This is a genomic window from Pseudoalteromonas sp. SG43-1 (assembly GCF_014164415.1).
Classification (GTDB): domain Bacteria; phylum Pseudomonadota; class Gammaproteobacteria; order Enterobacterales; family Alteromonadaceae; genus Pseudoalteromonas; species Pseudoalteromonas distincta.
This window is the reverse complement of the sequence record NZ_JACJFD010000009.1, coordinates 76,043-98,311: the sequence shown is the minus strand read 5'-3', so window position 1 is coordinate 98,311 and position 22,269 is coordinate 76,043. Positions and strand designations below refer to the sequence as shown.

Annotated in this window: 16 protein-coding genes; 5 read left to right on the top strand and 11 right to left on the bottom strand. The window is 40.0% G+C overall.

What is annotated here, in order from left to right; all coding sequences use genetic code 11:
* Nucleotides 1-2 precede the first annotated feature (2 nt).
* Nucleotides 3-386, top strand: coding sequence for a hypothetical protein (locus H5159_RS08905; RefSeq protein ID WP_182780163.1), 384 nt, complete (start codon nucleotides 3-5; stop codon nucleotides 384-386).
* A 99-nt stretch (nucleotides 387-485) separates the two neighbouring features.
* Here H5159_RS08905 and H5159_RS08900 read toward each other — a convergent pair whose 3' ends face one another.
* The 11 genes from H5159_RS08900 to H5159_RS08850 all read right to left on the bottom strand — a co-directional run bounded on the left by H5159_RS08900 (nucleotide 486) and on the right by H5159_RS08850 (nucleotide 15,929).
* The gene (locus H5159_RS08900; protein ID WP_182780162.1) at nucleotides 486-2,375 is read right to left on the bottom strand and encodes a monovalent cation:proton antiporter-2 (CPA2) family protein; all 1,890 of its coding nucleotides are present in this window, start codon (nucleotides 2,373-2,375) and stop codon (nucleotides 486-488) included.
* Between the two features lie 164 nt (nucleotides 2,376-2,539).
* Nucleotides 2,540-4,936, bottom strand: a complete 2,397-nt coding sequence (locus H5159_RS08895) for a PKD domain-containing protein (RefSeq protein WP_024596103.1) — start codon at nucleotides 4,934-4,936, stop codon at nucleotides 2,540-2,542.
* 220 nt (nucleotides 4,937-5,156) lie between these two features.
* Complete coding sequence (locus H5159_RS08890; RefSeq protein WP_024596102.1) at nucleotides 5,157-6,050, bottom strand: hypothetical protein; 894 nt, start codon at nucleotides 6,048-6,050, stop codon at nucleotides 5,157-5,159.
* Nucleotides 6,051-6,251: 201 nt separating this feature from the next.
* Nucleotides 6,252-8,255 (bottom strand): methyl-accepting chemotaxis protein, encoded by a 2,004-nt coding sequence (locus tag H5159_RS08885; RefSeq protein ID WP_024596101.1) that lies wholly within the window; start codon nucleotides 8,253-8,255, stop codon nucleotides 6,252-6,254.
* Between the two features lie 288 nt (nucleotides 8,256-8,543).
* Nucleotides 8,544-11,072, bottom strand: coding sequence for a TonB-dependent siderophore receptor (locus tag H5159_RS08880; RefSeq protein ID WP_029753253.1), 2,529 nt, complete (start codon nucleotides 11,070-11,072; stop codon nucleotides 8,544-8,546).
* A gap of 280 nt (nucleotides 11,073-11,352) precedes the next feature.
* Entirely contained in the window at nucleotides 11,353-12,198 is an 846-nt protein-coding gene (locus tag H5159_RS08875) for a DUF4198 domain-containing protein (protein WP_024596099.1), read from the bottom strand.
* A 34-nt stretch (nucleotides 12,199-12,232) separates the two neighbouring features.
* Nucleotides 12,233-12,742, bottom strand: a complete 510-nt coding sequence (locus H5159_RS08870) for a DUF2271 domain-containing protein (protein WP_024596098.1) — start codon at nucleotides 12,740-12,742, stop codon at nucleotides 12,233-12,235.
* Complete coding sequence (locus H5159_RS08865) at nucleotides 12,742-13,374, bottom strand: PepSY-associated TM helix domain-containing protein (protein WP_182692760.1); 633 nt, start codon at nucleotides 13,372-13,374, stop codon at nucleotides 12,742-12,744. The genes H5159_RS08870 and H5159_RS08865 overlap by 1 nt, the downstream gene beginning before the upstream one ends.
* Nucleotides 13,375-13,498: 124 nt before the next feature.
* Nucleotides 13,499-13,894, bottom strand: a complete 396-nt coding sequence (locus H5159_RS08860; RefSeq protein WP_182780161.1) for a YbaN family protein — start codon at nucleotides 13,892-13,894, stop codon at nucleotides 13,499-13,501.
* Nucleotides 13,895-14,023: 129 nt separating this feature from the next.
* Nucleotides 14,024-15,346 carry a hypothetical protein gene (locus tag H5159_RS08855; RefSeq protein WP_002960190.1) on the bottom strand — a complete coding sequence of 441 codons (1,323 nt, stop codon included), beginning with the start codon at nucleotides 15,344-15,346 and terminating at the stop codon, nucleotides 14,024-14,026.
* A 100-nt stretch (nucleotides 15,347-15,446) separates the two neighbouring features.
* A complete protein-coding gene (locus tag H5159_RS08850; RefSeq protein WP_182692757.1) occupies nucleotides 15,447-15,929 on the bottom strand; it encodes a MarR family winged helix-turn-helix transcriptional regulator in 483 nt (160 codons plus the stop codon).
* A gap of 427 nt (nucleotides 15,930-16,356) precedes the next feature.
* Here H5159_RS08850 and H5159_RS08845 point away from each other — a divergent pair, with 427 nt between their 5' ends.
* From H5159_RS08845 to H5159_RS08830, 4 genes are all read left to right on the top strand, one after another.
* Nucleotides 16,357-17,205, top strand: a complete 849-nt coding sequence (locus H5159_RS08845; RefSeq protein ID WP_182780160.1) for a D-hexose-6-phosphate mutarotase — start codon at nucleotides 16,357-16,359, stop codon at nucleotides 17,203-17,205.
* A 36-nt stretch (nucleotides 17,206-17,241) separates the two neighbouring features.
* Entirely contained in the window at nucleotides 17,242-17,775 is a 534-nt protein-coding gene (locus H5159_RS08840) for a PH domain-containing protein (RefSeq protein WP_182780159.1), read from the top strand.
* A complete protein-coding gene (locus tag H5159_RS08835; protein WP_182780158.1) occupies nucleotides 17,768-19,315 on the top strand; it encodes a PH domain-containing protein in 1,548 nt (515 codons plus the stop codon). The genes H5159_RS08840 and H5159_RS08835 overlap by 8 nt, the downstream gene beginning before the upstream one ends.
* A 122-nt stretch (nucleotides 19,316-19,437) precedes the next feature.
* Nucleotides 19,438-22,254 (top strand): PD40 domain-containing protein, encoded by a 2,817-nt coding sequence (locus H5159_RS08830; RefSeq protein ID WP_182780157.1) that lies wholly within the window; start codon nucleotides 19,438-19,440, stop codon nucleotides 22,252-22,254.
* The last annotated feature ends 15 nt before the right edge of the window (nucleotides 22,255-22,269 follow it).

Here is a 22,269-nt window from a genome sequence, read left to right as displayed (position 1 = left end):
TCATGCGTCATTTTATAAATATTTACACCGTCTTAGTGTTTATTTTAATGCTTATACCTATTCCATCAATGGGAAGTGAAAAACCAGCTAACACTACCGATGAAAAATGGGGCAAGTATCTAGAGCATAGAGCTGCTTGGAATAAAATGCTTAAAGAGCGTTATGAAAATAAGTTAAAGCATACTCCGCCAAAACCGCCTTGGATTAAATTTCCAAATTATCATCCGAGCGATATATTTTGGAGAATGGGTGACGGCGAAAGCTACATAAGTGACTATTTCTCTATCTATTTTCAGTACGCTTCTAAGGCTGAAATAAATGCTTATAAGATTAAATATCCTGAACACTCAGATTGGCGTGGAACATATAAGCGCTTTGAACACTAACTAAAAAGTACAGCTATGCTTTCAGATAACTTATTTGATTGTGGCGCTTATTCACAGTGCTATTAACTCACGCTAATAGCACATATCAGTTTTTAGACGCTACTCAAGATGAGCATCATCAGGCTTTTTAGGTTTACTCGCTACTTCTGTTAAGCCGTCTTCGCAATCGCCGCTATCGCAGGTATTTAAATCGCTTTGTGCTTGTTTATCTTGTTGCAGAACTTGTTTTAAATCTTCCATGCGTTGGCGCACGGCTACGCCGTAGCTGGCGTCGTCTCCCCATAACGCAGCAAGTTGCAGTACTGCAGCGCGGTCGTGGTCTCTAAATAGCTTACCAGCACGCTCTGCATCTTGCTTAGTGTTACCTAGTAACTCGAGTGCTTCTACGGCAAGGTTAATGGCCGAGTCGACTGTTTCTCGGTTAAACGCATCTACTTTTAAATTAAGTAACTGATACGCATGGCGGCGGTCGATTGCGCGAGCAACTATTTTAAGCTGCGGGTAGTTTTTATGCGCGAGCTTAATTATCTCAATGGTTTTATCGGGGTTATCAATTGCAATTACCAGCATTTGCGCGGTGTGCGCGCCTGCGGCTTCAAGGAGTTCTTGGCGTGCGGCATCGCCATAAAATACGGTATTGCCAAAACGGCGTAGTAATTCTATTTGGCTAGGGCTGTGATCAAGTACGGTTATTTCGTAGCCTTGCGCGTGCAGTAAACGCCCCATAATTTGGCCAAAACGTCCGTAGCCCGCAATAATTACGTGCTTAGCGGTGCTAATTTGCTCTGGCTTATCAAACTCAGGCAGAGCACTGCTGCTGCGTTTTTGTATTTGCTCATAAACCATAAGTAATAACGGCGCTATTAGCATTGATACCGCCACAACTAAGGTAACAAGGCTGGTTTGCTCGGGCGTTAAAATACTTAAGGTGGTGGTTACGCTTAACAGTACAAAAGCAAACTCACCCCCTTGGGCAAGCGCTAAGGCAAATAATAATTGCTGTTTACTGTTAATTTTAAAGGTAACGGCAAGGGCAAATAAAATGCAGGCTTTAACCACAATGAGTAAAACCACTAAGCCTATAACAGTACTAAACTCGTTAAATAGCAGTTCAAAGTTAATTGATGCGCCAACAGTTATAAAAAACAATCCTAAAAGTAAGCCTTTAAAGGGTTCTATATCGGCTTCTAATTCGTGTCTAAACTCACTCTCGGCAAGTACCACACCCGCTAAAAAAGTACCCAGCGCAGGCGATAAACCAATACTTTGCATAACCAGCGCAATAGCGACCACTAAAAACAGTGCAAAAATAGTAAATATTTCACGCATGTGCGTTTGGGCAATGTATCTAAATAACGGGGCCGATACATATTTACCGCCGGCAATAATAGCGGCAATAACCGCAACCGATACACATACTTGTTGCCATACAGGCCAGTTCGCAATAATCGAATCGCTGATTTCTTTTGTGCTAGTTTGCGGGGCAAATGCAAGCAGTGGCAATAGGGCTAAAATAGGAATAATTGCGATGTCTTGAAACAGCAATACCGAAAACGCGTTTTGTCCGGCTTCTTGCTTTAGCCAGCCTTTTTCTTCAAGGCTCTGCAACACAATAGCAGTAGAGGAGAGCGCCAACATTAAACCAATGGCGAGTGCGGTTTGCCAATGCATGGCAAAAAACCAATAACAAAACGCAAAAATAGCCGCTGCCGATAGCACAACCTGTAAGCCGCCAAGCCCTAAAATAGAGTGGCGCAATGTCCATAAGCGCGAAGGTTGTAGCTCAAGGCCCACTAAAAACAGCATCATTACTACGCCAAATTCAGCGAAGTGCATTACATCGGTTTGATCGCCCACAACACCCAGCGCATAAGGGCCAATGAGTATACCGGCAATTAAATAACCTAATACTGAGCCAAGTCCGACTCGTTTTGCAATAGGGACAGCTACAATGGCTGCTGCTAAGTAAATTAAAGCAATTTCTAACACGCGTTTATCCTAATAACATCAAGGCTTTTAGAATGGCTTAGCTGCTTATAAAATACAATGGATTATATGGCTCAAAGTTGCTTATTTATCAGTAGTTATAACACTAATGGTTATAACTACTGGGCTAAGAATAGCACTTTATGTTGAAGGGCTTATTTGGGGGGCTAAATATTACAAATACTTATAATTGCTGAGCTTGGTTGGCCTGAATCAGAATGGTAAATAGTAATGTTTGAGCTGATTGTATTTTCAACGCTTGTTTCAATTGCTGTTACTTCAAACTCTGCTGATGCAGGTAGGTCGATATCCAATTCGCTATCGAGGTAAGTACTTCCGCTTTTTTGCAAAGTAAGTGGTTTGGTTTGATCAAAGCTAAATTGAAAGCTATCTGACGCTAAAAGTGTATCTACCATGTTAAAGCGTAAGTTAACGGTGTCGGGGCCTGAAAACTCAGCACACACAAATACCGAAACCTCAACAGCTTGTAAAACGGGCATGCTATTTTGGCCTATATCCACAGTAAAGTTGCTTTGCGTAATTGCTACAGAGTTATATACCCCTGTTGCGAGTCTTTCGTCTGCGGTGGTTATCGTTATTTTTTCACCTTGTGCTAAATTAACCTCTTCATCAAAAAAGCCGTTTGTGTTGGTAGTGTACTGCAGTCCATTAATTGTTAGCTGTGCATTACTTATAGCCGCTTTTTGCACATTAGTGAGTAGCCCTTTAATGCGACCGGTAAGTTGTGCAGAGTTGGTTACTGTAATTGAAAATTGCACACTTTTTGAAAATCCATCAGCATCAGTTGCTATAACGGTTAGCGTGTAACTACCTGTCATATCGGCGATAAATTCGGTAATACTTTGGTTTGCATTGCTTAAGCTGGTGCTCGAGCCTGATGGGGCTGATAGTGTCCAAGCGTAATCGAGAGTGGTTCCTTCTGGGTCGTAACTTTGGCTTACATCAAATTTAACTGCATTGCCCACTACATCGTAGCGTGATTGCTCCCCCGTGAAGCTAATTACTGGCAGTGCATTTTGTATTACACCAATTGTTAGGGTTTTTGTGTCGGAGTACTGCACGCCATCGTTAGTGCGTAACAAAATAACCACTTGCCCCTCGACTGATGCGCTAAACGTTGGTTTTGATATTGTATTACTGCTAAGCGTTGCTTGGCCTTGCGACGAAATGATTTCCCATTGGTAGCTTAGTGGTTGGCCTTCTGGATCGTAACTATTGGAAGCATCAAGTAAAACTTGTTCATCAACCGTTATAGAGGTTTCATAAGTTACCAAAGTGATAGGCTTTTTATTGCTACTGGCATGCAGTGCTGAGGTTGCTTGGTTTGAGCTTAATTGCCCATCAGACACTGTGAGTACTACAACGTAGTCGCCTTCTTTATCGGCAACAATAGAGGGTGTTGCTGATGTGCTGTTAGTCAGTTGTGATGCACTCTTTACAGGCTTAGCTTGTAACTGCCAGTTATAGCTCAGTGTATCTCCGTCAGGGTCGCTACATTGTTGGCACTGCAAAGTGGTAGATTCGTTTAACGTAATATCACGTTCGGATTCAAGTGTTGCAACGGGGGCTTTATTACTTGTGGTAACAGTTAAAGTAACTGATGCGGTATCACTTTCGTTTTGTTGATCGGTAACAGTGAGTGAAAGCGTGTAATCTCCAGCTGTTGACGCTGAAAACCCAGCGGTATGATTTTGCATGTTTGAAAGAGCTGGCGTGCTGCCCTCGGGTTTTGATGTAATTGCCCAAGCATAACTAAGCGTATCGTTTTTATCGGGATCAGTACTTTGGTTACCATAAAGCGTAACAACTTCATTTGGGGCAATTGTATTGTTTTCTACGTTAATAACCGCTTGTGGCGATGAGTTAGAATTAAGCGATTCACTTTTTATGAGTACGACAGTGCTTGCTGTATCACCTTGTGAATTAGTAACGGTAAGCTCAACTTTAAACTCGCCTATTTCGTCGGCAACAAACTGGCTTTTAACTTGAGTCGCATTTTCAAGCGTTGCATTACTTGCTACGGGCTTGGTAATAAATTGCCATTTGTATTGATTAATGGCGCCGCTGGTTGTGCTACTTTGCGCGCCATTTAAAAGCACAACATCACCTTGTTTAACGGTTTGTGTGCTACCTGCGTTAGCAATTAGTTGGGTATTTGCAGTAACGGTGAGTTGTTTTTGTGCAGGTGTGCTTGAAAGCTTGCCGTCACTCACGGTTAATACTAATTGGTACTCTTGTGCTTCAGATACTGAAAACTCAACGGTACTTTCATTATTAACCGTAATCGGTATTTCTACTTGTTCGTTTTTGCTGGTTAATTGCCATTGATAGGTGAGTGCATCGCCATCGGGGTCACTACTTTGTGCTGCGCTAAAAACGAGGGTGGTATTTACTTTAAACTCCGATTGCTCGGTAGTAATAACTGCAATAGGCTTTGTGTTAGTGCTGAGCGGTTTAGTTACTGTTTTGGAGTCTGAACCTCCAGAGCCACATGCAACAAGCGTGAATAGAGTAGTGATTAGAATTAAGAGTTTCCATTTCATAGTATTAATATCCTTTTAAAAAGTTGAATATTAATATGTACCGAAATTAGCTATAAAGCAAAAAAATAAATCAAATAAGTAAATTTTCATTATTTTAGGAAATAGTTAACGTGAAACAGTGCTGCTTTTAAATAATTTATACTTTGAGGGAAGTGCCTTATGCCCAGATTGATAGGGCATAAAGTATATTAAATGGCAGTTGAATAACGCTTAAATAAAGTTAGTCAGCTACTTTTACTGAACCGCTAATATTATCGATACTTACATCGCCCGAGCCCGACTCAGTAATAGTCAGCCCCTTTGCATGATTAACGCGAATATCACCCGAACCGTCTTCAATTGTTACGCTTGAACCAATATGCTCAATAAGCAGGTCGCCAGAGTTATCATCAACATTAACAGCACCGCTTATATGGCTTATCACTAAATCACCCGATCCATCTTCAACGTTTAGCGAACCGGTTATGTTGCTCACGAGCATTTCGCCAGAACCATCGTCAATAGTTGCATTGCCGCTTACGTTATTTACATGAATGCTGCCAGAGCCGTCGGTTAATTCTAAATTACCCGCGATGTTTTCAAAGTTTACTTCACCTGATCCATCGTCAACAGTTAGGTTTTTAGCACCGCTTATAGTTAAGTCCCCCGAGCCGTCTTTTACATCAATATTGCTTTGCATAGCATTTATTAAAATGTCGCCTGAGCCATCATCAATATCTAAATTTAGATTACTTGGCACAGTAACCACTAAATTAATACTTGGAGATTGACCACTGTAAAAGCTAATACCATTACGGCTTTTATTTTGGGCAACAAGCTTTGCTTGTTTACCGTCTTGCTCCAGCGTTAGCTCGTATTCGTCTTCAATGTCGGCTGTGTAAATAGTGGCATCAACACTAATGCTGGTGGCCGTTTTTGAGCCTTTTATTTCAAGGCTACCTGCACCGCTTAATACATTTAAATATTCAAGATTATTGCTTGGCAGTGATAGCTGTTGAGTTTGCTTTACTGAGGCAACGCTTGGCGATATGTGAAATACACAGCCACTTAATAATAAAATGCCGCCAATAAGTGAAAGTGGTTTTGTAATGTTAGATACAGTTGATGAGCTCATGTTTAGTCCTTTGTATTTTTGTTTGTATTTATATAAACAATATAGAGCAAAAATGAGGCCGAAATGTAAGCTGTTGTTTTATATAGGGTGGTGGTTTTTTATGAAAGTTTAAATACTAATAAGTGGTTAAAATAACTAACTATTAATAAAAAAGGATGCGCGATGCATCCTTTGTTTAATTTAGAAACTTTAACTGTGGTATTAATGTGCTCTGAAGTAGCTTATTTGTTGCTTAATTTTTTCAGCTAATGTCATTAGTTCACTTGCCGAATTTACAGTACTTTGCGTGCGAGACTCACCCTCTTTAGCGAGTTGGCTTATAGAGTGTAGGTTTTGAGTGATTTCTGCAGCAACGGTGCTTTGTTGATCTGTTGCCTCAGCTATATTATTTGATGAGCGAGTTAGATCACCAATACTTTGAGTGATTAAGTTAAGTTGCTCTCCTGTTTTTTCGCCCTCTTCAGCTGATTTAATACCCAACTGACGGCTTTGTTCCATTTGTTTAGTTGCGGCGGTAACTTGTATTTGTAGCTGTTCAATTGTTTGGCTAATTTCTAAAATTGATTTTTGAGTGCGCTGCGCTAATGTTCTAACTTCATCGGCTACAACTGCAAACCCTCTACCTTGTTCGCCAGCTCTTGCCGCTTCTATTGCTGCATTAAGTGCTAGTAAGTTTGTTTGCTCAGCAATCCCATTAATTACTTCGGTTACTTTACTTATTTCGTTACTCGCGGTGTTTACTTTTTCTACAGAGTTATGGCTATCATTTAACTGTTGGCTTAGTTGCATTAAATCATTAACAACTTGGGTTAATTGTGTTCGACCTAATTGAGCTTCTGCATCAACTTGTTGGGTTCGTTGAGCGCCTTCATTTGCGTTATTGGCTACATCTTTAATGGATACTGACATTTCTTCGATGGCGGTGGCTATTAGATCTGTTTGCCCCATCATTGCATGTGCTTCTTTGCCGTTAGTGAGTGCAATTTTTTTGGAGATGCCCGCTTGCTTTTCCAGCTCAACTACAGAGTTTTGTAAGGCGAGTATTAGTTTTTTGAGTTCAACCGACATGCTGCTTACACTCGCGGTAATTTGGTCTATTTCATTTTCACTATTTGTGTTGGTATTTAAAAAATGTTGTGACAAATCACCTTTACCTAATGCATCAACGCTACGTGTTAACTGTCTTAATGGTTTAAGTGTTTTTACTAGCACCCAAAAAAGTAAAATTGAGATAGCAAGGATCCCCCCAACAGACGTTATGCTGTTAACTACCATTAGTTTTATGCTTTCTTCAGTGAGTTCGCTTTCTTTTACACGACCAAGTAAGGTCCAATCCCACCCAGGTACCGTTTTACTGTAAGCAAACATCGGGGTGTTATTTTCACTATTGTATTTTAATGACAGACCTTTTTTAATTGCCTCTAGATTAAGCCCATCAAGTGCTTTGGAGTTCACTTTTGAGTCAACTGCGGCCTCTTTACCCGCTATAACTACATCATTTGTATTTCTGAAAACAAATAAGTTACCGCTTTCTTCAATTACTATTTTATTAACAGACTCTCTCAGCGATGCCAGTGCATCGTTTATATTAAAACCTATGTATAAAATACCAATTACTTGGTTTTGTTTATTTTTAATTGGTTGGTAAACAGTCATATACTCGTTGCCGAATAATTTAGCGTAACCTTCATAGCTTTGACCGTTCATAAGAGGCTGATAGCCTGGGTGTTTTTTTCCTAGGTATGTGCCAATAGCCCGTTGCCCATCACTCTTTTTTAAAGAGGTAGTAATACGAAAAAAATCATCCCCATCTCGCATAAATACCGTGGCGTTACCTCCGGTTAATTTAGCGTAATTTTCAACAATATCGATATTGTTATTAACCTGTGCACCATCATGTAAAAGAATAGGAACCATAGTATCTACGACCATTACTTTTTGATCGCTTTTTTTAAATTCACCAGGGTACATACCTTTAAATACGGTCGCATTGCGTTTTGCTATTGCAAGTAGGCTGTCGTATTGGAGTTCTAAAAGATCTGAAATAGCGGTTATTTCAGACTTAATCGCAGTTTCACTTTTTTCAGAAAGTGTATTAGCCGAGATTAAATAGGTAGATAGTCCCACTAAACTAAAAATACATAACGTTAAAGTGAATGCTAGGGCACCAATTTGTTTTGATATTGACCAGTTTTTATAGCTCATACTTCACTCCAAAGAAAGACGGTATTTATGCGTACTTAGTTTAATTATAGGCGTTTTAAGTTGTTTTTTGATGACTTACTAGCAACTAAATTAACCTAATAATCAATTTATCATATAAAAAAAATTTAATAATAATAAAAAGTTAGCAATTTATGTTGAAGGTGTTATTGCTGAATTTATTTGATTATAGCTAGGATGGTTATTTTTATTACTATTTTTTAAATATAAAAAATCCGATATGGCATGCCATATCGGATTTTAATTTAACTCATTAAATTTAAATTTAAATTAAAAGCTGTAAGTAATATTACCGTATAAGAAACGCCCGTCTAATCCGTAAGGTGCATACGGTGTGTACGGGAATATTTGGCCAAAGTCAGAGTAACCAATGTTATCCACGGTTGCTTGTGGGTACTGATCGAATAAGTTGTTTGCACCAACGGCAAATTTCCAATATTCGTCTGGACGGTATGCCACTTCTAGGTCGGTGATCCATTTAGGGTCTAAGTATTCATCGCGATCAGCTGTAGTTGATATGTCAGCGACTTCACCATAACGTGTGGCACGAAGCGTTGTTTGCCATTCGTTAAAGTTCCACACTGCTGATAGGTTCCATTTGCTATCTGGCGTGCCTTCTTCAAAGCGACCTACTTCACGACGCGCAAACACTACGTAGTCGTCACCTAGTGAGTTAAGTTCGCTTGGGTTGTCGTTTACGTGTGTTACTTCGGTGTCGTTAAAGTTAGCTGCTACGTTTAGGCGTAAATCACCTAAGTTGTCTAAATCTAGGTTATAAGTGGCAACTATATCTACACCTTGCGTGCGTGAATCGATAGCGTTGGTAAAGTAACGTACGCTTTCGGTATTTAGCTCACCGGCATTTTGTAGTATTTCTACTACGGCATCGCCCTCTAAGTTTTCAGACAATACAATACGGTCATCAATATCAATACGGTACGCATCAACGGTTAAGCTAAAGCTGCCTTGCGTGTACATAAAGCCCGCAGTAACGTTTACTGACTCTTCAGCATCTAACGGCTGAGCACCGAGTGCTTGCGCTGCGGCTGAATCGGTTGGGAATAAACCAACTTCAAATGGTTGGTTGTTTTCAAGTACTGTTGATATTTGGCGGTACGAGCTTTGCGCTAAAGATGGCGCACGGAAACCGGTGCTAATTGCACCGCGCAGCGATAGGTTTTCAGTAATGCTGTAACGCGAGGCAAGTTTAGAGGTAAATGTGTCGCCAAAGTCGCTGTAATCTTCATAACGACCCGCTAAAACGACGTTCCATTTTTCTGTTAAGTAGGTATCAAACTCAACAAATAAAGCGATGTTATGACGGCTTTCGTCAGTCGCACTTTCTGGTCCAAAACCAGCAAGTACTTGCGCGCCACCGGCTGCAATTGGGTTACCGTCGCTATCAAGTGCGGTGATGTAAGACGCTTCTTCGCCTTCTTCTATTTTGTAGCTTTCGTGGCGGTATTCAGTACCTACGGTAAAAAATACGTCATCAGGTAAGCCTAAATCGAGTGTGGTATTGGCTGTTGCGTTTACTAAAAACTGATCGTAAACCAGTGCACCGTTGTCAAATTCGGTTGGGCTGTCGGCACCTAGTGATGTGTTTATACTATTTACAACACCAAAGCCAAAGTCGTTACGGCCGTAGTTGGTACTTACATCCCATGTCCAGTCGTTAGTTTCGCCTTTTAAGCCCAGTGCAAATGAGTAGTCTTGTACGTCTGTTTCAATCTGCGGCAAAAATCCATCTGGGTACACTTCTAAAACGTTACGGCTGTCTTTTGCACGGCGGTAAAAACCACCTGAATTACCTTCACGCTTTGAGTAGCTACCAAATGAATAAAGGTTTAAGCCGTTATCAAAGTCGTAACCCATGTTGTAAAACAACGCGTAATCTTCAAGGTCTGCTTTACCAAAACGGTGGTTGTAACGATCGATAGTAAATTCGCGTGGGTCTAGGCTGCCATCATCAAGACGGCTGTATTGTTCGCGTGGGTCAAAGCCTGAGCGCTGCGTTGAGTCGTTATCGCGGTATTCAATTGATACGTTTACAAAGCCGTTATCAGATAACGCAAAACCAGAGTTTGCGCTGACAGTGCGTGTTGCACCGTCGTTTACTTCTCTGTCGCCACCGGTATTAAAGGCTAAGTCGCCGTTTGCATCTGCGTAGGTGCTTTCTAGCTGAGGTACGCCAGCCATTTGAGTATCGTATTTACCGTACGTTACGCTAACGCTGCCGCCTTCTGAGGCATCTTTAAGTACAATGTTAATTACCCCAGCAATTGCATCAGAACCGTACTGTGCGGCTGCGCCATCACGAAGTACTTCAACACGTTTAATTGCAGAGGTTGGGATCATGTTCAAATCAACAGCGGTAGAGCCTCGACCAACAACACCTGCTAAGTTTAATAGCGCACCGGCATGGCGGCGCTTACCGTTTATAAGTACTAATGTGTGATCGGGTGCTAATCCACGTAAAACAGCTGGTTTTGCATGGTCAGTACCATCACCCATAGTGGCACTTGGGTAGTTAAAGCTAGGTACTTGGTTTGCTAGTATTTGGCTTATTTCTAGCTGACCCGTACTTTGCATATCACCGCTGGTAATAATATCTACAGGTACTGAGCTTTCGGCAATACTGCGTAAGCTACGGCGAGTACCTGTTACTGAAATCACTTCAATGCTTTTTTCGGCTTGAACATCTTGTTCTGCAGCAAATACAGAAGAATAGGGTGCACTAAGTGCAGAAGAAACGGCCAGGCTAAGTGCTACTTTTTTGGCTGATAATGGCTTTAACATGATGTTGATTCCCTTGAGGGCTGCTGACTATTGATTTTAAAAAGGAGCGCATCATATAGAAGCGACTACCCTAGTGCAAAGATAAAAACTATCTAAGATATTCTAAGTTGTTAACAAGTAAGGTCACTGTCTACGCGTGATATAGGCGTTTGGATCGTTGTAGTTGCAATCTTGTGTCGAATGGTTGCGAATTCAAGGGAATTTTAGATAAAAGTTAGTAAGACGTAAAAAGGCCAAGCAAATGCTTGGCCTTTCAATTTTTTAAATTTAGTAATTTAAATTATTCAGGGGCAACTTCAAGCGTTGTAAATAATGCATAACGTCCTGCATCTACGCCTTCTTCATTTACGGTAACCTTGTTAGAGGTTTCGATTAGGTATAGGCCTGGCTCTTTCCACGTAATTGTAAACATACCGTCTTTATCGGTCGTTACTTTTACTTCGCCACGCTCGTTACGGTAGCGTGTGTCGCCTTTTAAAATACTTACTTCAACGCCTTCACCAGCAGATTTACCATCTTGTAGTAACTGAAAACGTGCTTGTTCACCTACAAATAAATCGTTTGGATGCGTTGGACCGCTAAGCTCTAAGCCTAAACCTAGCTGTGCAGGTTTTGAGGTGCCATTTCGGCTTACAAATGTATCTACTGTTGAAACAACCTTTGTTGTCGTTACATCTTTTGCATTGCTAGGTAACTCGGCTTCTGTTTTTTTACCAAATACGCGCTTGCGCTTACCTTCTTCGTTTTTATAGAAGGTCATGTACATTGGCTTTTGGGTCATTGCAATGTGGTAAGTGCCTTGCTCTGTTAAGCTTACCGCAGCTGAGCTTTTACGCTTTAAGTAATAAGCACGAATGGTTTCAGATACTGGCTCACCATTAGGTGCAAGTGCCATTAATAATGTGTCGTCGTACTCGGCGCCTTTTTCTTTAGGTTTAAAGGCTTTGTCTGGTGCAAACATTTCGTTAGAGATACTAGCGTCAATCATTACGTAATGCGCTTTATCGCCTGATAAAGATGTATGCGAAGGTAGTAACCAACGTCCGTGTGCACTTGCTGAAGTTGACACTAAAGCAGATAAGCTCAATGCGCCGATTAATGCCGTTTTTAATAAATTAATTTTCATTGTATTTCCTTAAATTCAAATGATTAAGTAGCAGCTACTTAGTGCTTACAGTGACGAAGCTTTTAGAAAACTCGTTTTTACCATCAATTGTTAGTTTGCCTGATTTAGTTAAATCGAGCTCAACGCGGGTGTAGTCTCTGCCGCCTTCTTCGCGTACAACTTCAATATTTAGTAAGTATTTACCTGGTTTTACTGGGTTACCGTCTAAATCATTACCTTGCCAATTTATGGTGTAAGTACCTGCGCGTTTTGTTGCGCCGCTAATGCCGTCAAAGTTGGCATCGCTTTTACCGGCTTTACGCCACCATTGGCGTAAGTCTTTAAACCATTCTGCTTTTTGCACCCAAAGTGCAAGCGTTGTAACGTGTTTGCGCTCTGGTGTTTCAAGCCAAACTGCAACGTATGGGCGGTGATACGGTTGTACTTCTAAGTCAGGAAGTGTTAATTCAACCTCTAGCTGTGGTGTTTTTGCATGCGCCGTTGTTTGAAAAAACGCAGCTACGAGCAGTAATGCGGCGCTTATAAATAATTTAAATTTAACCATTAAGACACTCCTTTTATTTGTGGAACCCAACATAAATAAATAACCAGTGGAGTTACCACTCCGAGTACGGTTATCCATATTCCTGCTAAGCGTTTTTTTCTATTTTGAAACAAAATAATCATGCCGGTGATGGCAAATAAAATCATTAGTACGGCAGATATATCAATTACCCAACTCCATACTTCACCGCTGTGGCGGCCTTTATGTAAGTCGCCAATAAGGCTTAAAAAGCCACCTGTTTGGTAATCAAGATTTAGCTCGCCAGTTGTAAAATCAAGCTCTGCGTAGGCAAACCCAGCAGGCAGTGGGTAGTCGAGCATGACAAGCGCGTCTTCTTTTTCCCACTCAATGCTTTTTACTTTTGTAAGTGCATATTGCTCGGCTAGGTAAGCTTCTATTTCAGGGTAAAGCGTTGGCAGCGTATTTAGCTGCTCATTCGCTTTGGTAACTAGCTCTGCTGGAATTACCGCCGTTACTTGGCCATTATTTTTATCGTTTTTAAGCCAATCAATATGGTTGAGCACAATGCCGCTAACGCAAAATAAGATAAGCAAAAAAAACAAAGCTGTAGAAATATAAATATGTAGAGCACGGCTTGTGCTATACAAAGCCCGCTTGTTAATAAACGACATAAAAACAGTAAATAAATTAAATTTACAACATGATAATGATTTGCATTAGCCATTACAAATTTACTTACTTATCTTTACATAAAAACTTTAAAACAAAGGCGGTAAGCAGGTAAAAAATGAATATTTAATGCTTAGGAGGGCTGGAAGGTCTTAAAATAAGGTAAATCATTACTAATACTTCTATTATTGCAACGAGATAAATAACCCAAATAGGGGCGGTTGAATACAGTAAAAATATAAATCCAATTAACATACCAATGGCGGCGTAGCATTTGGCTTTTACAGGCACTACTTTATGAGCTTGCCATTGTTGCAAAGTTACACCGTAACGAGGGTGGTTTAACAGCCATTGTTCAAGCGCGGGTGATGAGCGAGTAAAGCAGGTGAGCGCTAAAATAAAAAATATAGTGGTAGGCATGACCGGCAGCACAATGCCAATAATACCCAAGGCTACAAGTATTAAGCCAAGTGCTTTAAACCATAAGTTTTTATAACAAATAAACACTGCTTTTATATTCACTTAGGCTCTTTTTAGTAATGGCTGATACTTTCGATTGTAGGCCAAATAGTTATAAAATCGAAGTGTAAAAACATAAAAAAGGGCAAACTAAGTTTGCCCTTTTAAATTTATAAAATAGGTTTTACTTATCTAGAAGTAGTAACCTACGTTGATGTTAAAGCGACGCTCTGTATCGCCATCACCAATAATTGTTCCGCCAATAAATGGCTGGTTACGTGCTTGAATAAAGTCAAAGTACGTAAATAACGGGCCTGCTGATACGCTCATACCTGTTACGTTCATCCATGTATCTGCACTGTCGTCAGATTTGTCGTAAATGATGCCGTAATCGTTGTAGAACTGCACGCCTGTTATAGGACCTAAATCAACCGATAGGTCGTAAGCTACGTTAAAGTTAGTCATGGTAGCTTCGCTTGATACGGTATCGTAGTAGTCAAACGCACCTACAACAAAGCGGTTGCTGTTGTCGTCTAGGTCGTAGTCATACTCACCGTGCTGAAATTGAATATTCCAATTATTAATTTGGCTGTTTACGTGGAACGCCCATGCGCCGTAGTTACCTGCACGGTCGTTACCATCATGTAAGCCACCGCTTAATAGTGATACACCCACATCGGTTTTAGCGTTTTCGCCATGCTCAATTTGGTACACTGTACGAGCTGCAAATGTGTTGTATTCACCAAGGCGAGAGCCAGGTGCATCGTATGTACCTTCGGTTGTTGCACGGCTACCAACTATATCAAAAGAGTAGCGTTCGTTAACTTCAGAGCTGCCATCAACGCCACCTACTTCATCATTTTTGAAAAAGCCTAGGTCTAGTTTCCAGTTATCTTTTAGTTTACGGTTTACTGTTACACCCAAATCAAAGTCGTCTTCTAGGCCAACATAGTAGTTAGTGCTAAAAAAGTAGCTGTGTGAGTTGTATGGGCCATTACCAAAAGGGACAGGTGCAATACCAGCTTGTGCTTCCCAGCCATCAGTAAATTCGTAACCTAAGTATGCATACTTAACAATGGTCATGTAATCGTAAAAGCGAAAATCACCATTAACAGAAATATCGTTTATTTCGCCAGATAAGTTAATGCGAAATACTTCGAAATCTAAGTCGCCGCTACGATCTTGAGTGTCTTCATCGTATGAATTAGTGCTGTAATTAAAACGCACTGCGCCACCAATTTTAACGCCTTCGTCTTTTTTCTCAGATTCGGCGGCAGCAACAACAACTTCTTTGTTATCAGCTTTTTTACTAATTTTTGCAACTTCTTGCTTGTGTTGCTCATTAATTTTTTGCTGTTTTGTTTTTTCATCAGCTAACTTATTTTCAAGCAGTTGCATTTGTTGCTTTAACTGCTTAAGTTGGCTTTGTAACGTGTCTAGGTCATCAGACGCATAAGAAGTACTTGTAACACCACCTAGAACTAGTGCTAGTGTTAATTTTGAGAGTTTAGTCATAATTGCCGCTCAGATTTTGATTAAAAAATAAAAAATTCAAGACGTAAAAAAACGCCTTACGTTTAGGGTAAGTACAAAAACTATGTATTTTTTTTATTATTTATTCTTTAGGAGCTTGAGTAAGCGCACCAACTTCTAGAAGGGGCGATGCATCTAATTTATCTGCATCCATCATTGCGGCTACACGCTGCATTGATGAGAGTAAAAGGCTCTGTTCCCATTCAGCAAGTGCAGAAAACTTTTCAATAAAGTGTTCTTGCAATGGCTGAGGTGCTTTATCAAGTAACTCTTTTCCTTTATCGGTGAGGTATAAGCTCACTCTGCGTTTATCCATTTGACTGCGTACGCGTGTTACTAAGTTTCTGCTTTCTATTCTGTCGAGAATATTGGTGACCGTTGCTGGGCTTAAATTTACATTTTGAGCAATACGGCTCGCCGTTATTCCATCGGTTTTTTGCACTTCTTGCATTATAAGCAATTGTGGGCCAGTTAAACCCGAAGTTTTATTTAGCTGCTTAGAATGTAAGTCAATCGCGCGGATAACTTTACGTAAAGAAATCAATAACTCGTCATATTTTTGCATTTGCTTATCTCGTCGATGGGGCGGTAGTTTGCCGTAATCGCGAAATGTTACACATCAAATAAATTGAATTCAAATAATATATTGTACTTTAGCCCGCTTTTATTGGTTTTTAATAGTTAGAGCAGTAACTAATGTAAAATTATATTGTTTAAATATTGGTAAATTTTCTTAGCACCTTGTGTGCATTAAGTTGCGCACAGTACGTATGTTGTGAATAATTGGCAAGTCTTATTGTATAGACTTTAGTATTATTCATTTACAGCTGTTAGTACAAAGTAATTGTTTGTGAGTTTACTGTATATGTATTAATCGGCAATGAACAAATTCAGCAATCAATATTTAATATCAATAGCGTATACTTTAAGCATGCATTATTGTTTAGATGTAAACATTAAAAATCTTTAGTATCAGTATTATAGGGGAAGGTATGAAATTATCGCCATCAGTTAGCATTGAGCAAAGCGAATCCGGACTTGAGTTTATTAAAGTAGCTAGTGAAAAGTGCGACGCAAAAATATTTTTGCAAGGTGGGCAAATTACCGAGTTTATCCCTAAAAATAACAAGCCACTTATTTGGGTTTCACAAGAGGAAACCTATCAAGAAGGGGCGAGTATTCGAGGCGGTATTCCTATTTGTTGGCCGTGGTTTGGTACACACGCTAATGATGGGTGGCCTGCCCACGGTTTTGCGCGCACAAGCGTATGGCAAGCCGATGAAGTACACGAATCTGATGAGCAAATTACAGTTAGTTTAAAGCTCCCCATGAAACTTGTTAATACAACGTATTGGCCGCATCAGTGCGCATTAAAAGTTGAGTTTATATTAAGCGATAAATTACAGGTTCGCTTAACGACCACTAACTTAGGAAGTGTGCCATTTAGCTTTACTCAAGCACTGCATACCTATTTTCCAACCTCAGATATTACAAATACCCATGTTGATGGTTTGCAAGGCGCGCAATATATTGAGTTTAGTGAAGGGCCATTTGTACAAAATGATGTTGTAAGCTTTAATCGCGAAACCGACATGGTTTATACACAAGCAAGTACAATACAAAGCATTAATACGCCAGAAGGTGTTATTAATGTGAGCCGCGAAAACTCAAGTTCGTGTGTGCTGTGGAATCCATGGATAGAAAAGTCAAAACGCTTATCTAATTTTGCTGACGATGAGTATAAAACAATGCTGTGTCTAGAGGCTGCTAATGTACTGACAGATAAAGTAACGCTTGAGCCAAAACAAAGCCACACCTTAATAACTACCATTAGTTGGTAAGCTAGTCATAATTAAAAGCAGAAATAGGGACAAATAGTGTTTAACAATCAACAAATAATGGATTTACCAAAGCATAGTGATATTAGCTTTAAGCCATTGGCTGATAAAGCCTTATTACATACACAACTTAGCTCGCTTCTGTTTTATGTACCGCTAATTGGAGCGCTTATTGCTGTTTGTTATTTTAATGAAGCCTTTGCTAATAATGCACAAACGTATTTGCTAATTGGTATACCAATTTTGGTGGCCGTATCTATGGCGTACAACATAATAAGTGTGAGGTTGCGAGGTTTTGCAGTGCGAAATCATGACATTGCTTTTAAAAAAGGCGTTATTTGGCAACAAGTGACGGTATTACCTTTAGCGCGTGTACAGCATATGGAAATACACCAAGGGCCAATAGAGCGAAAACTTAGCCTTGCGAGCATTAAATTATTTAGCGCTGGCGGTGTAAGTGCCGATTTACAAATTAGTGGGCTAACCCATGATGATTGTAAAAATATGCGCCAATTTGTACAAAACTACCGCCTAGACGACGCAACTACTCAGGCAGCTTTAGTCGATGAGTAATACAACTATCGAAGATAAAGCCAGCCCTATTTACTGGCAAAAAGTATCGCCCTGGGCACTTTTATACTTTGTTGTGCACTTTAGTGTGCGCTTTGTAAAAGATGGCCTTTTAAACTTACTGCCCATGCTTGTCGTGTTTGTTACTCAAGTAGAAAATAAGTTGTTTTGGGCGCAGGTTGCAGGCGGTATTGCACTAATTTTGCTACTTGTTTACTCATTTTTATATTATTTAAATTTTAAGTTTAGTATTAGTAGCGACAACGAAATATTGCTTAACAAAGGTGTATTTAAAAAAGAGCGACTTACGCTTAAATTTGGCCGTGTGCAAAACGTTAATATTGCCGAGCCGTTTTATTTTACCCCCGTAAACTTAGTTAATTGTATTTTTGATGCCGCTGGCAGTGTGTCGCAAGAAGTTGTTTTACCAGGTGTCACTAAAGATTATGCACAGCAAATGCGTAAACAAATATTTGATTTTAAAGCGCAGCAACAGCAAGAAGCACCAAATACTGAACAAAGCGAAACAGACACTATCGAAAACAGCCTAAGCATTAGCAATAAAGAAATAGCCAAATTTGGTTTAATGTCGAATATGGCTATTTTAGCAATCGCTGCTTTTGCCCCTTTTATAAACCTAATTGTTGATTTTTTAGAGAAGCAAATTATTGCGAAAGTAGAAGGCTTTTACCAACAAGAGCTTGGTATGCTGGCCAGCGCTGCTACTTTTGCGATGATCACCTTAATTGTTTTGTTAGTTTTGGTGGCTGTAATGCTATCGGTGACTATGTCGCTTATTCGTTTTTATAACTTTGAGCTTTATTTCAAAGGTCAAAAGTTTAAACGTATTGCTGGCTTGTTAGAGCGCCATCAGCTTTCAATGAGCATGGACAAGGTGCAATCTATTGTTATTAAACAAAACCTAATGGGTCGATTACTAAAGCGATTTACCGTTGAGTGTTTACAAGCAAGTAGCGGCGGAATAGCAGCCGGTGTTGCAGCTAAAAAAAATAAACAAACCTTAGTATTACCTGTATTAAATAGCGAACAAGTTGATAGTGTATGCCAATGGATTTACCCGTGGTTTAATAGTAAAAAACTCGCTTTTAAGCGCGCAGAGCGAGCGCTTTTGTATAAAAATTTAGGCTTTTATTCATTGCTACCGAGTGTATTAGTGTTTGGCTTTTGTTTTATTGCTGATATTAATACTTTGATAAGCCTTGGTGTTTTAGTGGTGTTTTCTGGCTTGGTTACTTTGTCGTATCAGCGTTATGGTTATTACATGCATGAGGATAATGGCCGATTTTACATGGTTGTACGTAAAGGTATGATTGGCGTTCATTACCGTGTTTTTGAGCTTTATAAAGCGCAAAGTGCACGCAGTATAAGTACGTACTTAATGAGAAAATCTGGCTTAAAAAGCCTGTATATACAACTTGCTTCAGGCTTTGCATTTATGCCCTACATAAAGCAGCAAGATGCTGACTTTATTATTGATTTTACAATTAAGCAGATTGAGTCAGATACTCGCAGTTGGATGTAAATTTCCCTAATAAAGCATGTGGAAATACCCATTTTCACATGTTTTATTACACTTTCTTACTGCCCATGAAAGACATTTAATAATACCCTAGATGGTATTAAGGAATTCTTTTAGGGACGCTCATGAAAAAAACACTTATCGCATCGGCTTTATTGTTAGCAGCACCGAGCTTTGCAGCCGATTGGCAAACTATTCATACCGAACATTTCAACATTCACTACAGTGTTGAGCATGCTGATTTTGCTAAATCAACTGCAGAAGAGCTTGAAATAGTACGCACCAAAGTGCTTGAACAGCAAAACCGAGCACTTGATAAAACAGTTGATGTAGTGGTGTTTGATCCCCTAAATGCGGCAAATGGCTTTGCGCTACCTACCTCAAATAACCCTGTAATGGCGCTTTTTACAACCCCACCACAATCCGACACCGTTATATCAAACAGCGCTGGCTGGCAGCAGTTGCTTGTGTTGCATGAATATATTCACTTAGTGCACTTAGCACAGCCTACACGCAATCACTGGCAGCAAAAAGTACGTGGCATATGGGATTTATACGACTTAACCTACAGTGATACGCCGCGCTGGGTAGCCGAAGGTTATGCCACATTGATTGAGTCTAAAATGACGGGCCGTGGGCGTTTATTTGATAACTACTCAGAGTCAATACTGCGAGAATTTGCTCAGCAAGGTGCTTTGCCAACCTATGGGCAATTAAATGGCGAGCAGGGCTTTATGGGCGGCTCAATGGCGTATTTAATGGGTAGTCGCTTTTTAAATTGGCTAGAGCAAAACTATTCAGAGCAAACACTCGATAGTGTTTGGACGCGAATGCAAGGCGTAAAAACGCGTGACTTTGATGAGGCATTTAGCGGTGTGTTTGGGCAAAGTGCAGCCAAGCTATATCGCCGATTTATAGCTGAATATACCTATAAAGCAATGCAAATAGAACAAGGAGAGCCGTTACTTAATAGTGAACTTTGGCTTGAACTTAACTTATATGCAAGTAACCCTGCACTTTCAAAAGATGGTAGTAAAATTGCAATTGTTGAGCGAGACAAAGAGAGCAATACCAAGCTTATAATTTATAGCACGGACGACAACATAAAGGCGCAAGAGGAGTTTACTAAAGCGCAAAAAGAGCTACTCAAAAACGATGCACAAGACATCCCCGATACAGCGCCAAGTGTGTTTAAGCGCGAACAAAAACAAGTGCTTAATCAAATTAATCGAGCCGGTATTGCAAACCCGCAATGGGTAAATAGCACAACGTTATATTTTAATGCGTACAGCAATGAAGAGTCGGGTATTTATAATAAAGTGTCAGACATATTTAGCTATAACACTGACACTGGAAATATTACACAGCTTACCAAGCTTGCTGGTATACGACGATTTAGCGTAACCAGTAACGGTGAAACCTTGTATGGCGAGCAAATAAGAGGTGGCTACTCTGAATTAGTAAAGGTTGATCTCAATACGCAAACCACCACACCATTATTTACAAAAAGCCTTGAGACAACTTACGATTACCCAATACTCAGTCCTGATGAAACTAAATTAGCTTATTTATCAACGTCATTAAATGAAAACTGGCAATTGTATATACAAGATGTGGGTAGTAATAAGCAGCAATTAATACCTATGCCAAACGGGTATCAATATTTAAGTCAGCCTAGCTTTAGCCATAATGGCGAGTCACTTTACTTTGTTGCAGGCTTAAATAGCGCTACTGATATTTATAACTACAACATAGAGAGTAAAAAACTCACCAAGTTAACCCAAGGGCAGGAAGCCGTTGCCCACCCGATTGAAATGGCCGATGGCTCGTTACTCTATTTTTCGATAACCGCAGATGGACCAAATGTAAAAACATTGCCAAAAGCTATAAACAGCACTGTAGTTACTGAATTTTCGGCTAATAAAAAAGCACCGCTGCTCATTGTAAACGAACATACGCTTCCAAAAGCTAAAATATATACGCATCAAACAACGCAGCAAACAAATTACAACGTGCTCGAGCAGCACGCTACTTTTGCACTAGGGACGCAGTATTATTCGGCTTCTACCAGTTTGTTAGATTTAAGCATTAAAAGTAGCGATTTATTAAAACAGCTCGACTTGCAAGCGGGATATAGCACTGATTTACACGATGGAGCACTGCACGGTGGTTATGTGCAGGCAAAATATAATGCGCTTGATGTAAAACTGAAACTTGCACTGTTTGACTATAATTTAAATACATCGCGCCAGTATCAACAAAGTCTAAATGCAGATATGGATGCCCGTGGTGGTTTTGCTGCAATAAGTTACCCTGTTAAATTTGGGCAGCTAAGTTTAACGCCGGAGCTTGCCTACAATTACACTGATTATAAACAACGCCATAAAAATTGGACGCGCTTAGGCGTTGCCCAAAGTTGGCAATATGATCGTCAAGATTTTGTGATAGGCCAAAGCCTTTATGCAAGTTGGTACGATGGCAGTAGTAAAAGTAATAGTTGGCAAGGTTACGATTTAGTCGCCAAAATTTTTGGTAAAGCGTTTGGTATTCCTCTTTATGCAAATTTTTCTCAAAAACAACGTGATGACAGCAGCCTTGCATTAGGTGGCTTTAGCTCAAATCTTATTAATCAGCAGCAAGATAGTGAATATGTACTTTCATCTGAGCTGCCTTTTTATAGCGCAGCTGCAAAGCGCTATCAAGGTTACGGTGGCGGCTTTAGCTTTAAAGAAGGCATGCCGTGGCTTTATTACAAGCAGCATCAACTCGACGGCACCGTATATGCACAAAGTTACGGGATAAAACACCAAGGTGATTTTAGTTTTGGAATGGGGCCTGCTGGTATAAATGACTTAATATTTAATATGGGACTGTCGCGAGTAGAAGGCGACAGTTTTGAGGATGAAATGCGAGCGTGGCTGAGCTTTTATTATTCGCTATAAATATTAATTGGCTAA

Bases quoted from the DNA above. Each gene is read 5' to 3' on its own strand.
- H5159_RS08905 (WP_182780163.1), top strand. From the start codon at position 3: ATGCGTCATTTTATAAATATTTACACCGTCTTAGTGTTTATTTTAATG.
- H5159_RS08895 (WP_024596103.1), bottom strand. From the start codon at position 4,936: ATGAAATGGAAACTCTTAATTCTAATCACTACTCTATTCACGCTTGTT.
- H5159_RS08890 (WP_024596102.1), bottom strand. From the start codon at position 6,050: ATGAGCTCATCAACTGTATCTAACATTACAAAACCACTTTCACTTATT.
- H5159_RS08885 (WP_024596101.1), bottom strand. From the start codon at position 8,255: ATGAGCTATAAAAACTGGTCAATATCAAAACAAATTGGTGCCCTAGCA.
- H5159_RS08880 (WP_029753253.1), bottom strand. From the start codon at position 11,072: ATGTTAAAGCCATTATCAGCCAAAAAAGTAGCACTTAGCCTGGCCGTT.
- H5159_RS08875 (WP_024596099.1), bottom strand. From the start codon at position 12,198: ATGAAAATTAATTTATTAAAAACGGCATTAATCGGCGCATTGAGCTTA.
- H5159_RS08870 (WP_024596098.1), bottom strand. From the start codon at position 12,742: ATGGTTAAATTTAAATTATTTATAAGCGCCGCATTACTGCTCGTAGCT.
- H5159_RS08865 (WP_182692760.1), bottom strand. From the start codon at position 13,374: ATGTCGTTTATTAACAAGCGGGCTTTGTATAGCACAAGCCGTGCTCTA.
- H5159_RS08855 (WP_002960190.1), bottom strand. From the start codon at position 15,346: ATGACTAAACTCTCAAAATTAACACTAGCACTAGTTCTAGGTGGTGTT.
- H5159_RS08850 (WP_182692757.1), bottom strand. From the start codon at position 15,929: ATGCAAAAATATGACGAGTTATTGATTTCTTTACGTAAAGTTATCCGC.
- H5159_RS08845 (WP_182780160.1), top strand. From the start codon at position 16,357: ATGAAATTATCGCCATCAGTTAGCATTGAGCAAAGCGAATCCGGACTT.
- H5159_RS08835 (WP_182780158.1), top strand. From the start codon at position 17,768: ATGAGTAATACAACTATCGAAGATAAAGCCAGCCCTATTTACTGGCAA.
- H5159_RS08830 (WP_182780157.1), top strand. From the start codon at position 19,438: ATGAAAAAAACACTTATCGCATCGGCTTTATTGTTAGCAGCACCGAGC.